Source organism: Bacillus rugosus, from assembly GCF_023238245.1.
Taxonomy (GTDB): domain Bacteria; phylum Bacillota; class Bacilli; order Bacillales; family Bacillaceae; genus Bacillus; species Bacillus rugosus.
Genome location: NZ_CP096590.1, coordinates 1,841,205 through 1,857,531, shown reverse-complemented (window position 1 = coordinate 1,857,531; position 16,327 = coordinate 1,841,205). Strand labels below are relative to the sequence as shown.

Below are 16,327 nucleotides of genomic sequence, written 5' to 3'. Positions count from 1 at the left end.
TTATGATTCATACGATTTACTCCCTTCTATGATGTTTTGCACACTCTTAAAATCCAATTTTCCTTGCGCCACCTCTTGCATCAATCCGATGATTTGCTCGTCTGAATACGTGCCCTTTGTTTGATGTGCTGCCGCGCTTTGATTGTGTCTTTCCGCTTTCAATGCCAAATGAGCAGATAGAGATTGAACCGTCTGACATTCAAGGATTTCCCGGCCGGCCATTTTCATCTGGGTGGTTTTTTCGATATGACGCATCAGTTTTCGGCCAAGAATTGAATCCATCCCATAATCCAAAAAGTTTCTTTTGAAATTGATGCGATCCTCAGATATGCCCAACTCTCGTGCTAAAAATTGAACAATGATCCTTTGTATGTGTTTTTCTCCATTAGGCTCGTCAACCTCTTTTTTCATGTCTTGTTTATGGGGATTAGCGGCCTCTTGATGATTGCCTGACGAAACCCAATACCGCTCCCTTGCAAACGGATAACCAGGTAAAGGAACCATCCGAACGTCATCGCCTTCATGAAGGAGTTCCCAAGGAATCTGATATCCTTTCACCCAACATTCCGCAATGTTTTCCAAATTTCTTTCTTTTGCGAGTGCTTGCAGTAACGCTTCATCTTGTTCTTCTAACATCCCTTCCGTATATCCTGTATAAAGGGATGCCTGTTGGCCTGATACCCCACCATTCTTCATCGCTTCCGCATATTCCTTCAATTTTCGCACCAATTGCTCCTGATTGTTCACAACAATCGCGAGCCTTGCTTCCATGGCTTTTCTTCCCGCCTGAAGTGTATATGCAACATCAGATAAAGAAAGGTTTTGATTCTGCTCAAGATACATAATCATGCGGTTGACAGCATCCTGTAGCCGGTCGTCATTTTGGGCTGAAAGCACGATGGCCTGCTGGATTTCATCTGATTCTTTATGCCGTTGCGTGATCGGCTGCTCATCCGGGATGTATTCTTCAATGACTGCATGCGCATTGGTGCCGCTGATCCCTGTCGTACTGATGGTTCCCATCCTCGGCTTCTGATTTTTCCTGAGCCATGGACGGTTCTCTTTGCATAGCACAAACGGGCTTTCTTTAAACTGAATATACGGGTTATCCGATTCACAATGATGAGTAGCCGGAATGGTCTGGTTTTTCATTGCCATCAGCATACTGATTAAAGCAACCACCCCTGATGCTGCAAATGTGTGTCCGATTAAAGGTTTAATCGAGCTCATCATGCAGAATTGCTTCTGCTTCGTATATTTGCTGAATACGCTCGTTAATGCTTGGACCTCAAGCGGATCTCCAAGATTTGAGCCGGTACTGTGTGCCATCACATATTGAATATCGAGCGGGTTGATTTCATTTTTTTCATAAATGTTTTCGATCAATTCCGCCTGGCTGAAAGGATTTGGTGCAGTAATGCCATTGGTTTTGCCATCGTAATTCACACCGCTGGCCTTTATGCAGCCATAAATATGGTCTTTATCTTCAATTGCCTTTGATAATGGTTTCAGGAGAACAGCAGCTACTGCTTCACCTGGCACCAGACCATTGGCATCCTGGTCAAACACTTTGCATTGTCCATTCGGAGAAAGCATTTCGGCTCTTGTCAGCGCCTCAAAAGACATTTGAGAAATATTCAGGCTAACGCCGCCGGCTAAAGCCATTTCACAATCTCCTTGACGCAGGGCTGAACACGCTTGATGAATCGCCACAAGTCCAGATGAACATGCTGCTGTCAACGCCATATTAGGCCCTTTTAAATCTAATGCGTATGCGATTCGCGCAGCTAATGTGGCGTTTTGTGTTCCGTTAATGTAATCCGTATCTCCGGTTAAATGCGCATATTCCCCTTCTTCCACACCTACGTAAACACCACAGGATTTTCCTTTTATCCGATGTCCCATATAGCCAGCGTCTTCAAATGTATGCCATGCTTCCTCTAGAAAGATGCGCTGGCGCGGGTCCATGCTTTCAGCTTCTTTAGGCGATATTTGAAAAAACAGCGGATCGAACCGGTCTATTTCCTTCAAAAATGCACCCCATCTCGGCACTGCTTTTTCTGGATCTCTGTTAGCTCTCCCCCAGTCCGATCGTTCTTTCGGAATCTCAGAGATACAATCTTTCCCGTTTTTCAGATTTTCCCATAGCTCATGAACCGAATCAGCTTGAGGAAACCTGCCGCTCATGCCGATAATGGCGATTGGCTCAGCGTGAGACGGCCGGACGCTTTTTTTATTGGTTTCTGGTTCTACAGAAACCGGAGCATCAGCTTCAGAAGGCTTTTGTGCCTCAGATGCATCATCCCGGTAAAATGCTTCGATCAGCTCTTTGTGATCCGTTAAGAAGAAGCGGATCAATTCTTGTAAAGTTGAATAGCCAAAAAATAAAGCCGGTGTCACTTCAATGTTGAAATGCTTTGATAATACATTCGAGAATTTAGCCAAATAGATCGAATCAAATCCGAAGTCGGCCCAATTTTTATTCAAATTCAGCTTGTCCTTCGAGATTTTAAGCAATGCGTGAATATGCTCTTTCAGATCATGTTCTAAACGTTTTTCTACGCTTAACGTTTTTATCTCTTCCCTTTTTTCTTGCGCCGCAGGAGCTTGAATGACCGGTTCCGGAATAGCTGGTTTAGTCATTCTTAAAAAGCGGCTGACCCGGCTGGATTGACCGGCAATCACGAGATGCTGAGCATCCTGCTGAGACAGAATGTGTTCAAACATACGGATGCCTTCATCGGCTTCTAAGAAACGCTGGCCGCTTGATTTCAGGTACATATCGGTTGTTTCTTCATCACCGATCTTCATTCCGCCATCCTTCCATACAGGCCAGTTGATGACAAACGTTTTGCCGCTATCAAGCTCGTTTCTATATTGTGCATAAGCCATTTGGAACCGATTCCCGATCGCATAATCACAACAGCCAAAATCTCCTAAAATCGCGGAAGATGAAGAAAAATAACAAATAAAATCAAGAGTTTCATTTTTAAGCCATTCATCAAGCGCTATCGTACCGTTGATTTTTGGTTCAATGATGCGCTGGAAGCTTTCGATCTCTTTGTCAAAAATTGCAGAATCGCTTTCGATTCCGGCTGCATGAATAACACCATTGATGGTACCGAATCGATCTTTCCCTCTTTTTACGCAGTCTCCCATCGCGATAGGATCTGAAACATCTGCCTCTGCATACATGGCTTCGCCGCCTAGATCCTTTAATTCTTTTATTTTCTTTTGCTTTTCGTCATTGAAAGGCGACCGCCCTGTCAAAATCAGGTTTGCGGCATAGTGTCCAGCCAAATGCTTGGCGAATAAATAACCAAGCCCTCCTAAACCGCCTGTAATCAGGTAGGTACCGCCAGACTTCAATTTACTGTTGTTCGGTTGTATCGTTGTCTGTTCAATGTGGCATACACATCGTTTCCCATTCTGATACAAAACGGTTTGTTCCGTTGAAGCCTGTAATTCCGTCCAGATTTTACTCGCCCAATCATCCATCGATTCTTGATCTGCCGGCTGAAAGATCCCAGTCACTTTTGTGTGTGGAAGGACAAGCCCGAGTGAACGTTCAAAGCCAATCCATGATTCCAGATAGCTCCGGTCAAGACCATTTTCAAAACGTCCTGCCAGCAGCAGCCGCGAAGGATGAAGCCTTGCTGCGGTCATCCCTTGTAATAGATAGACAATACAGGGATGTTCCTTTATACAGCTCGGGTCTTCTGCAGGCCACATATAGAGGATTGCATCTGGCTCTCCATGTTCCTCCTGAATGCTCTGGAAGGCTTTTTCAAAAGTGACGGGTTCCTCCCGTACAATCTGATAGCTGAACTGGGACTGTTTGCTGTACAACTCGCCCTGCGAAATAAAAATGACCTTGGTGTCTTGATCAACATTTTTCACAGATGCAGCGAAAGCGTTTTGCTTTTCTCTATCCGTCAGAAAACAAATGAGCGTTTTGAAGCGTTTCGATGTGAGAGTTGCCGGTTCTTCTTTCCACACCTCTTGAAAAGTCATAACCTCAAAATGTTCTTCTGTTTGCTGTTCATGATGCTGTTCTATAGGCGCTGGGACCTTTGTCTGGCCTGGTGCCCAATAACGTTCTTTTGCAAATGGATATGCCGGAAGACTGATCCGGACAGGCGTAATGGTTCCGTACAGCTTACACCAGTCAAAAGACAAGCCTTTCACCCAAAGATCCAGCAGTTTCGTGTATTTCCCTTTGCTCATCCATGCCTTTATGATTTTTTCTGTATCTTCATCTGCCGATAAGACCGCTAATGCTTTTTTGTTATCATCGATGCGATCCAAGTACAGGCTGTCTGCTTTGTTTTCGATAAAATCGTTCAGCTTTCTCCTAAGATCCTCTAATGATTCCGCTATAAAGCCCAGCCGTTCCTCCATTGCTTCACGGCCTGTTTGCAAGGTATAGGCGATCCTGATCAAATCTGTTTCGCTGTACCTTTTTTCGTGAATGGCTGTAAGCAGCTGCTCCGCTCTTTCTTGAAGACGTTCCCTGTTTTTCGCTGACAGCACAATCAGCGCAGGGGGATAAGATTCAGGAGTTTGCGCTTCTGTTCTCGGAATATATTCTTCCAGGATCATATGGGCATTGGATCCTCCGGCGCCAAAACTGCTCAATCCGGCACGTCTCGGCACCTCCTGCCCGTCAATCACCGGGCGTTTCCATTCACCAAGATGCTGCTGAACGACAAACGGAGTATGGCTGAATTCAATGTTTGGATTCAATCGCTCAGAATGCAAAGATGGGGCAATTTGGCCGTATTTAAACTGAAAAAGTATTTTTGTCAGTCCTGCAATTCCGGCTGCACTTTCACAATGGCCGATATTTGATTTGCTGGAGCCGATCGCGCAAAACTGTTTCTCTTGCGTATCTTCCTCAAATGCTTTTGTTAATCCCGCGATCTCAATCGGATCTCCTAATGCGGTGCCTGTTCCGTGCGCCTCCAAATAACTGATAGTTCGAGCAGGAATGTTGGCGCGCTCAATCGCTTCTTTAATCAGCTGTGCCTGTGCATGAGGATTAGGAACGGTATATCCATTTGTTTTCCCTCCGCTGTTAATCGCACTGGCCTTTATCACCCCGTAAATATGGTCGCCGTCTGCTATAGCTTGCTGCAACGGTTTTAACACAATGGCTCCTACGCCTTCTCCATCGACAAATCCATCTGCGTCATCGCCGAATGATTTACAAGTATCACTTGCAGAGAGCATATTCATGACAGATAAGTTCTGATAATGGACCGGGTCGACAACTAAATTGACACCGCCGGCAATGGCGCAATCGCTCGATCCGCTATAAATGCTTTCCAGCGCTAAATGAATCGCTGTCAGAGAAGATGAGCAGGCAGTATCGACTGCAAGGCTCGGGCCTTGGAAATTCAGCAAATAAGATATTCTATTTGCGATTGACCAATAACCGTAGCCGGTCGGATAATTTTTGTTCATGACTCCGGCAAATACACCGATTTTTCTGCTTGTACAGAGCGTGTTAGGTGTGTATCCCGCATCTTCAATGCTTGCATAAGCGGTTTGCAGAAATAATCGCTCCTGAGGGTCCATTCTTTCTGCTTCGAGCGGAGAAATTTGAAAGAATAATGGATCAAACTTGTCCATATCCTTGATAAATCCGCCCCATTTCGTATAAATCGACCCTTCCTTTCCTTTTTCTTTATCGTAATAGGTTTTCCAATCCCAGCGTTCTTTCGGGATTTCCTCAATACAATTTCTTCCTTCTTTTAGGTTGTTCCAAAAGTCTTCTGCTGTTTCTGCCTGAGGATAACGTCCGGAAATGCCGATAATGGCAACGTCACGGCTGGCAATAGCGTGTGCTGGCGTTTCTTTCTCCCTGCTGAAGCCAAACTTGCGATAGCGCCTCTTTCCTTTAGCCGCATGTCCAGACTTCTGTGAAGATTCATTCTTGCTTGTGACCGGTGTCTGTTGTTGAACTTGACGGTCAAGACCTGTCAGTTTCATCAGCGCTTCTGTTTTTGTTTGGATTAGATGCTCCACTAATGCGTCAATGGTCTGGTACTCGAAAAATAAAGTACTGCTTACATGGTCGAATTCTTTACGCAAGGTATTTGTCAGCTGGACAACAACGATAGAATCAATCCCGTACTTTTCAAGCGGTTCAGATGACTCAATCTTGCTTGCAGGGATTTTCAATGTTTCTCCGATTAGTTTTTTCATATATTCTGTGCTTTTTTCTCTGAGGAGAGTATGATTTGATTGTCCGGTTTTCTCCGAATCTATGGTTTGTATATAGGCTGGCTCCTTATCAGACGCTGGAGACACATCCTTCTCTGGCAGGATCACATTTTTCATCATTATACGGCGAACCAGCCCGTTGCTTGACGCTCCGACAATCTGGTGACTGAGATCATGGTCCGCTTCGGCCGGGAAGAATACAGATTCAAAGCCTTCACTTTCTAGTGCCTCTTTCCAGTTATCGGGATATAATCCTGGGCAGCCAGGAATCCGTACTGCAGGATCTTCGTACAGCCACCATCCTTCCAGGAGACCAAAGGTGATGTGAGGGAACAGGCTGTTTCCCGCCATTTCATTCAGCAGCAGCATTCCGTTGTTTTTCATCACAGCTTTTGTATGCCGCAGGGTTTGACGGATATTTTTTGTCGCATGAAGGACATTAGCGGCAATGACGACATCATATCCGCCAGCCTCGATTTCCTGCTGGTCAATCGGTTTTTCCACGTCAAAAAGCTGATACGTCAGGTACGGATTCTCCGCCCCATATTCCTTTTCTGCATGCAGCAAAAATGCTTTAGACAGATCTGTATAACAGTATTCTTTGATATGGTTTTGATAAGGTTTCAGTTTTTGAAAGATTCCGGCACTCGTACCGCCTGTGCCCGCGCCTATTTCCAGAATGCGAATCGATGCCTCAGGATCGTGTGTCAGCCGTTCATCCAGATAAGCGATTAATGTATCGGCAAGCACTTTATTAAAATAGTCTGCCACTTGGTTATGCTTATAAATGCCTTCCACCAATTCCATTGAGGAATGCGGGAACATGATATCTGTGGCAGGCACTTCCCCTGTCAAAATATCCGGTAATGCTTTCAGCATGGTTTCTGCTAATACAACCATCGCCTTTGTATCGCTGTCTTTGAGCCATTTTTCTCTTTTCGCATTCCATTCTTGCCAAAGCAGCCCGATATCCTCTGCTTGATCCTTCCTTATCAATGAATCTCCATCTTTCTCAAGGTAATCATGCTGCAGAAGGAATTCACTGCTTTGCTGAAGCCATTTTTCATAAAATTCGCGAGTCTTGTATTGTTGAAGGCGTTCAACTGATAATCTATGACCATCAAACAGCCCGGCCGTTTGAAGCTGGCCTAATAACAGCCTGTAAAGAAGATCGTCCAGCTCTTCATGTGTAACTCTTTGTACTTGTCCTGTTTTCGGCAATCGTTCCTTCAAGCTTTCAGTGTCTGCTGACGGGTGCTCGGGATAAAGGGTGATGAATTCATTCTGATTCACGCCTTCGACTGCTACAGGTTTTGTCGTATGAATGAAAGCCGTTTGGCTGACTGGCCCAGAAAGCAGTGCTTCCAGCGCCTTCATGCCTTCCGCAGGCTCAATTAATCCTAGGCCAATTTGATTCATAAGCTGTACATACTGTTCATCCTCGGCCGCTTCACTGTTTCCCCAATATCCCCAGTTCATGACTTTTACAGGACAAGCCCAGCTTTGGGAAAGCTGGTGAGCAAATGCATCTGCAAATGCGCAGCCAGAGGCATAATGGCTTTGCTTTACGTTTTTGATATGAGCTACAAGCGAAGAGAAGAATAGAACAAAATCCAAACGTTCATATTGAAATACTTGGGCCATACGGACACTGACATCCACCTTGGCCGTCAGTCCGGATTTAAACTCTTCCACCGTCATTTTTTCCAGGCTTTGTTCAGATAAAACCATTGCAGAGTGAACGATCCCATGAATATGAGGATGACGCTTTTTCACTTGATCATAAGCCTGCTGCAATGAATGCATATCCGCTGCATCGGTAGCAATATAGTAAGGTTCAGGGCCAAGCGCGGAAAGACGGTCTACTTTTGCCTGGATGACATCATTGATCTGACTGCGTCCAATCCAAACAATTTGCGCCTGATAACGGCGGATCATGTACTCGCTCCATGCCTCCCCGATGTACCCGGCACCTCCGATGACCACATACACTCCGCCTTTTCGATATAGCGTGTCATCTGACGGTGAATGGCGGTATGGGATCAATTGCTGCTGATGCCATTGCTGATTCCGATAGGCCCAAGTGTGGCCGAGGCGATCAGCAGGGAGCGTAAACATTTGTTTTACTGGCCATGTGCAGCCTTCTTCGAGATCAAGAAGACGGATTTTCCAATTTGGATATTCCTTTGCAATTGTGCCGGCGAGTCCATGAATGCTTGCATGAGCTGGATGGATAGTTTCATGTTGCGTAACCGGCTGCGCTTGGACGGTCACAAGAGACCATTCTAGCTGATTCTCACCATAGCCTAATTGAAGACATGCCTTCACAAGCTTAAATGCCAGAAGAACAGCCTTTTCTTGTCCCTCACTAAACATATTCTCCGAGTATGACGGAGCAATCCACAATACATGGTCAATGTTGCCGCACGCTTGCAGTTTATCTGCTATTGCATCAATGTCATCTGCAGACCGGATATCGATAAAGGAAACCTGAGGATGATACTGCTTTATTAACGCCCGTTCACCTTCTGTACCACCGCATAAAACAGCACGCGTACCGATAAATGAGACATCGCTCTCCTTATTTGGAGAAACCGATTCCCAGACAGGGATCATCATCGTATGCCCTGTCAGCGAAGAATCAGCTGCTGTTTGAGGCTTGGTCAGCTGCTCTCTATCAAGTGCCCGCATCGAAGCGCCCTTCATTCGAACACAAACGTTCCCGTTCTCATCGCATAAATCAATATCATACTTTCTGACTTTGTCCTCTGCTTTGCTGTCTGGGCTGTATCGAATATAAGACCATATCTCCTCTGGACATGGGCTGAAAATGTCTAGCTCCTGCAATGCAAACGGGAGAGACAGCTGATGAGCTTGTATGTCAGCATTAACTGAGCTGACGATAAAACCGACTGTGGCATGGAAGGCAGAATCCATCAAACTCGGGTGAAGCATAAAATGCTGCTTGCCGTCTTTTAGAGAATCGGGCAAAGAGATTTTGGCAAGCAAATGATCTTGTCCGACAAGCACTTTTTCAATCCCTTGATAACCCTCGCCATAGTCAAGCCCAATCTTTCGAAACACCGTATAGCATTGTTCTGACATCACTGTATCCAGACTGCATGCTGCCTGGATTGATGCAAGGTCTACATCAGGAATGGCCGCTTCAGCTGAAATGACCGCACGTCCTTGACTGTGTATTATCGGGGTTTCTTCTTTATTTTCTGAATTGCTATAAATGTCAAAAGAAATGTCCCCATTATCCTCAGGATAGAGGCCAATATGTATTTCTTGTGGTTCACTTCCTATCGTGAAAGGACGAATCCAGACGATGTCCTTAAGCGACACAACTCTTTGTTCACCTTCCAAATCACCTGCAGCTTTTTCTGCTGCTTCCCTTGCCATTTCTAAGTAGGCAACGCCTGGCAGGGTTTTCTGCCCCTGCACAACATGATCAGATAGGAAAAATTCCTTGCCTGTAAAAATTGAGCTAAAGCGCTGCTCAGTGAAGTCTGACGTATTGCGGTGCACCAGCGGATGTAAGGTATGATCTACAGTGCACGTTTTTGTTTCAGGGGTCGGTATCCAGTAGCGTTCCTTGGCAAACGGATAGGTCGGAACACTGATTTTAATCGGCTTGCGATCGCCGTACAGCTCGTCCCAGATAATCCGATTTCCTTGAACCCATGATTCAGCCATTTTCTTCAATTCGCTGTCTGTTGATGTTGGCCCGATGGCCTCCTGATTCTCCTTGGCTTGTCCGGACCAGCAGCCGTCGATCTCTTCTTCACCATTTGCAAACGCCCGAAGTTTAGCCGTTAAATCCTTTATGTCCTTTACGATGAAGGCTGCCCGTTCCTCCATTTCCATCCGGCCTGTTTGTAATGTATAAGCTAACGCTACAAGATTGACGTCCTCGCTAAGAAAATCAAGGAGTTTAAGAGCGTAAGCCTGCAGCCTGTCTTTGTTTCTCGCAGACAATGGAATCATTACTTCTTTATTTTCCGCTAAAACCGGCTCTGAATGGCTCTCTGCCGGAATATATTCCTCCAAAATAAGATGTGCATTTGATCCTGAAGCGCCAAACGAACTTAAACCGGCGCGGCGGGGATATGTGACGTCCATGCCGTTTTCTGTCAATGAAGGCTGCTCCCATTTTTTCGTTTCATGCTGGACAAAAAACGGGGTTTGATCGAGCTGTAAATACGGATTTAGCTCTTCAGAATGCAATGACGGTACCAATGTTTTATGATGCAGCTGCAGGACAGTCTTAGTTAAGCCGCTGATGCCTGCTGCAGATTCGGCATGGCCAATATTTGATTTCACAGAACCGATTGAGCAGAATTGCTTGTCTTGTGTATTGCGGCTTAAAGCCTTCACCAATCCTTGTATTTCAATCGGATCCCCTAATGAGGTGCCAGTGCCATGGGCTTCAACATAGCTGATGGTGCGTGGATCAATTCCTGTTTTCTCCAAACACGCTTCGATAACATCAGCTTGAGCGACCGGGCTTGGAACTGTAATTCCGCTTACTTTTCCTACATGATTAATGGCACTGCCTTTGATAACAGCATAGATCCGGTCGCCGTCCTGTTCAGCTTTTCGGAGCGGCTTTAACAATACTGTTCCGACACCTTCTCCAGATACGTAGCCATCCCCGCCTTTGCCGAATGTATGGCAATAGCCGTCACTCGAATGCATCCCCACACTGCCGTAGCTGATATATTTAGCCGGATGCAGTGACAAATTGACGCCTCCGGCAAGCGCGGCCTCGCATTCTCCATTCCGGATGCTCTCTATAGCAAGATGAACCGCAGTTAATGAGGAAGAGCAGACCGTGTCCACCGCCATGCTTGGGCCGTGGAAATTACAATAGTAAGAGACCCTGTTGGCAATTTGCGCATAATTGAGCGATAAAGGAAATGGATTGTGCTCTGATAGAGCCTCCGCTCCTATAAGGGAGTAGTCTTTATGCATAACACCTGCAAATACGCCGACATGCTGCCTATTATTTTCCCCCTGCCGTGAAGAAATTGTTTCTGGTGTATATCCCGCATCTTCAATAGCTTCCCAGCACGTCTCTAAAAATAAGCGTTCCTGAGGGTCCATGGTTTCCGCTTCACGTGGTGAGATCCTGAAAAATTGAGGATCAAAGCAATCAGCATCCTCGATAAACCCGCCCCATTTCGACATTGGCTTGCCTGAAGGTGAATCCAGCCCATTGTTTTCCTTCCATTCCCAGCGTGAGTTGGGGATCTCTGTGATGCAGTCGGTACCTGCCTTAAGATGTTCCCAAAATTCCTGTATGTTTTTTGCCTTAGGGTAACGTCCAGCCATTCCGATAATCGCAATATCCTCCCCAATCTTTGGTGAAGTGGGAGAGACGGCTGAAGAATCCCGCATTGGAGCAGGAGACTGGCGGACTGCATCGTCCGCCTCTCCCATTGAATAGTGATCAGAAAGATGCGAAGCTAGTTCTGCAATTGTTGTATATTCAAACAGCAGCGTTGGAGAGAGATCTGCTCCTATCTTAGCCCCTATCTCCTGAACCACATTAAGCAAGGATGGTGAATCCAGCCCAAGCTCATAGTATCCGGCGTGGATATCCATCTGTTCTGCAGGCCTATCAAGCTGTTCAGCAAGCAATTGACGCAAATACGTTTCAATTGCGGTATAGTCCCGGCCGGGATTCTGTAAGACAGCTTGTCTTTCTTCTTGAATTTCTTTTGCAGAATGAAAGGCTGCCGTATCCCGTACAGACTTGCCTGCAAACTGTTTTAGCTCGGCCACTTTTTGTCCTGATGAATTAAAATATTCAATCGTCATATAAGTGAGTTCTTTCTTCTGGCACAAAGATGAAGAGAGGATCCGCGCTGTACATCCTTTTTGCAATCGTTCTGAAGCTGAAAACGATTCATAACACAATGGCAGATACATCGTTTGATCTGAGAGCAGGCAGCTTGAACTTATGCCGCTGCCGTCAATGAGAGTCGGATGAAACAGAAACGCTTCGGAATGAATCAGCGCTTCTTGTCCGACTGCTAAATCAATCAAAGCACCCTCCTTGTTTTCAAAAATCTGCCCTTCCGCCTTCATCATGCCGGTATGCACTAATTGTTGAGAGCGGCATTGTTCATATATTTCATCCAAATTCAGGATCCTGTCAGCTGTACGTTTCCACTGATTAAGGTCTATTGTTTCCGCAAAAGCAGTCCGCTCTTTACGATACATGTCAGCTGTCACATATTGTTTTTTGTCCGATAGCAACTCGCCATGCTGTTTTTGTCCGTCGATGATGATGGACCATGTCCCTTTCTTGCTTTCAGACACGTGAATGGTCAGCGCAATGTCATATGATTCATCTGCGATCAAAGGATAATAAATGGTCAGGTTTTTCAATTCAAGCTCTTGATATGCATAACCATGTTCTTGGAATACTTGGTAGATCAAATCTATATAAGCAAGGCCGGGTAATAACGCTTGTCCATATACCTTATGGTTGGACATGATAGGATTATTTAATGAAATGGTCAGTTGTTCAGTTATCATTTTCCCACTCCTCTCTTATTTGAAAGTTTTCCAAAACATTTCTTTAGGAGCTCCCATGCCTGAAAGCATTGTTTTCTGCACGGTCTGAGCTGATGGTTCTAATAAAACGGGCTGCCGATTTAATTCCGGCAAAGGCAGAGGTTTTCTTCTGATTGCACGCTCAACCGAGTCTTTCCAGGCTTCTACAATCAGATGGGCATTCGTTCCGCCATCGGCAAAGCAATTGATTGCCGCAGCTGGCATTGTCTCCTTCCACTCGGCTTGCGATTTACAGAAATACAAATCTGTCTCTTCTATATCAAAATGCGGCATGTTTTCGTCGCCTGACAGGAATGGAACCAGTTGTCTATGTTTCAGCATTAAAGCGACTTTAATCAGGCTCGCTATTCCTTCTGCACATAAAGGGTGGCCGATGTTAGGTTTCACTGATCCCAGCCCTAATGGCGCCTTTAATCCAGAGCGGTAAATGGCTTGAATCGCCTTTAGTTCAAGTAAATCTGTTACTGCTGATCCCGAGCCATTCGCTTCGAGATAACTGACCTCTTCAGGCTTTTTGCCGCTTTTTTCAAGCGCTGTATGCATGACATCCTTTTGCGCCTCGAGATTCGGTGAAGACGGGCCTGCCGTTCTTCCGTCATTGTTAATAGCGGCGGCTTTAATGACTGCATATATGGAATCTCCGTCTTCCAGTGCTTGGCTGACGGTTTTGACGAGAACCATGCCCACACCTTCTCCTAAAATGACACCGTCTGCCCGCTTATCAAAAATATGAAATGACGGTTTTTTACTTAAAAGTCCTCGCTCCTGAAACATTTGATGCGCATCAGCGTCAAGCAAGCTGACACCGCCCACAACTGCTGCCTCAATATCTCCGCTCCGCAGAGCCTGAATGGCCATATTCAGCCCAACCAGCGCAGAGGAACAAGCAGTATCCAGCACAATACTCGGTCCCCTTAAGTCAAAAAATTGTGAAATGTTAGCTGCTAAATAGTTTTGTCCGCCAGCCACAATCGGATTTTTTGCTTTTGAAAGACTGGACGGATCAGGCTTGTGCTGGCTGCGGCCTCCTATATAAACACCAGCGCTCATGCCTTTCACTTCTTTCTCTGTATAACCGGCGTGATACCACAGTTTCAGACTTTCCTCCAATACGGCCAAAGCTTGAGGGTCCATCGCTCTGACATCGTTCTCTGACATCATGAAGAAATCATGATCAAATCGGTTCATTTCATCAATGAGACCTGCGTAATTTGAACTGGAGTGCCCGAATCGCTCAAGCGGTACAGGTTTAATCGCAGACCGTCCATCACGTATTAAATCCCAGTATGCCTCAAGCGTTTCCGCACCAGGGAACCTGCAAGTAAGACCGATGATGGCAATATCTTCTTCAAGACCCGCCGTTTTCACATGACTTATCTGTTCTGGCATTGGCGTCTGTTTCATTGCTGATTGCGCCTTGACAGGTGTCTGTTTCTCAGGAACAGATCGATGTAAAACAGCTGATACGTCATATTTCGATATAAGCCAGTTTGCAAAAGATTCTATTGTCGGATATTCAAACAATATTGACGGATCAATATCTCCATTTAATGTTTGGTTCATCTGCTGTACCAGCTGAGCCAATATAATCGAGTCGATTCCGTATTCTTGGAATGGCTCATCCGTTTCAAAGTCTTCAGGCGCTATCTTCAGTTCATCTGAAAAAAGAGTTACAAGCCAGTCGACTGTTTCAAGGTACAGGTTGTGAGTGTCTGCTTGCTCTTTCGTCTCAGGATCAGAGAGAGCTTCAACAGGCAGTGACGGCTGTATAAGCTTGTCCGGCTTCCATACATTTGTATCTGGGATCGCTGGCAGCACAACAGCATGCTGTATATCATTTAGAATCTGATCCAGCAGCTGTAACCCCTCATCGTTTCTCAAGCTCATCAATCCCGTCTGTTCTAAAGCTTTGCTGCGAACCTCACCTAAACCGGTCTCCTTCCAGTTAGGCCACTGAATGCTGACAATTGGACATTCATCTTTATGGGCCTCTGCAAAATAATCCATAAAAGCATTCGCCATCGCATAATCAGCTTGTCCGGCTGCAAGAACAGAAATGGCCGCTGATACTGATGAAAACAAGGCAACAAACGCCAATGGTTCGTCTCTCAGCAGTTCAAACAACGTTTGCAGGCCTTCGACTTTCGGTTCAAGCACCTGTTCGATCTCTTCGAGTGATTTTCTGATAAATGCCGGATTATGTTTGTTCACCTTCCCGGCACAGTGGATGACTCCGCCAATCGCCCCCATTGTTTCGTGTATGGTCTTCAGGCTCTGTTCGACGGCAACCCTGTCGGTCAGGTCCAGTGAAAGCACGTGAACTTCCGCACCCATGGCTTCTAGCTCTTGAATGGCTTTTATTTTCTCCGCAAGCGAGGCAGTTTTTACTGAATTCCACTGGTCACGCGGCGGCAGTTCTTCACGGCCGATGAGCACCAGATGCTTAACGCCGTATGTTTTCACAAAATGCCGCGCACACAACGAACCGAGACCTCTTGTCCCGCCAGTAATGAGCAGGACCTTGTCTGCTGAAAACGATACTTGCTTTTGATAAGGGGCGGCAGCATCTGTTGGCTGCTCTGCCAAATACGCGCGATAACGCTTGCCGTCTCGATAACAGACTTCTGATTCTGTGCTATTGGCATAAAACTCGTCTGCAATCAGTTTGGCCAGTTCCTCACGAGAGGCTCCACAATCCATATCTGCGTGTCTTGATGTAAGGTGGCTGTACTCGCTTTGAAGCATGCGATATAAACCGGCCCGTGAAGCACCAGACAAATGAACAGTTTTATTTTCGAAAGACTCCAGCCCTTTCGTTACACCCAAGATCGTCAAATGATGCTTGCTTGTACGTCCTTGCTCGATCAGCTTTTGGAGCCAGTTTATCCAGCTTATAGACTGCTCATGGCTCGTTCCGCACCCGATCAGATCAACTGCTCCAGCAACATGTTCTTCGTCAGCAGCAGATACATGATCGAGCTCTTGACTGTCAAATATACGGTAGTTCGAAAAATATTTCGAAAGCTCTGCCGCCAATGCCATTGTCTCCTCGTTTGCTAATATGGCAACGGTTTGGTTCGTACGTGCTGCTGGTTCAATCGGACAATGCTGCCACTGTTTGTGCAAAAAGCAGCGCTTCGTAATCGGTTCGGAGTGAGACAATGCTGAACCAATGTATTCGGGCTTGTCTTCTTGATTTGGCAGCCAGTAATACTCTTTTGCAAACGGATAAGCAGGCAGACTGATTCGGCGAGGCATGTGATCTTCATAAAGTCCGTTCCAATCGATCTGCAGCCCTTTCACCCATAATTCCGCTACTTTCTCCAGCCTTTTCTTCTCTATCCATGTTTGCAGCAATGCTTTGGCATCGTAATCTGTTTCAAACAGCTTGATTTCGCTTTTCTTCGTTTTCACGTGAGCGGCAAATATGCTGCTGTGTGGCACGTCCGCTAAATAATCACCTAAAGCTTTGATAACCGCTTCTATCGAATCCGCTAAAAACGCCATCCGA

The 16,327-nt window shown here is 45.9% G+C and carries 2 protein-coding genes (1 of these 2 running past the window's edge); both read right to left on the bottom strand.

The window, feature by feature from the left end; all coding sequences use genetic code 11:
* A complete protein-coding gene (locus M0696_RS09280) occupies positions 1 to 12,777 on the bottom strand; it encodes a type I polyketide synthase (protein ID WP_248602709.1) in 12,777 nt (4,258 codons plus the stop codon).
* A gap of 15 nt (positions 12,778 to 12,792) precedes the next feature.
* Positions 12,793 to 16,327 carry the 3' end of a type I polyketide synthase gene (locus M0696_RS09275; protein ID WP_248602708.1) on the bottom strand. It continues 10,145 nt past the right edge of the window, so only the last 3,535 of its 13,680 coding nucleotides appear in the window; its start codon lies off the right edge, out of view; it ends in the stop codon at positions 12,793 to 12,795.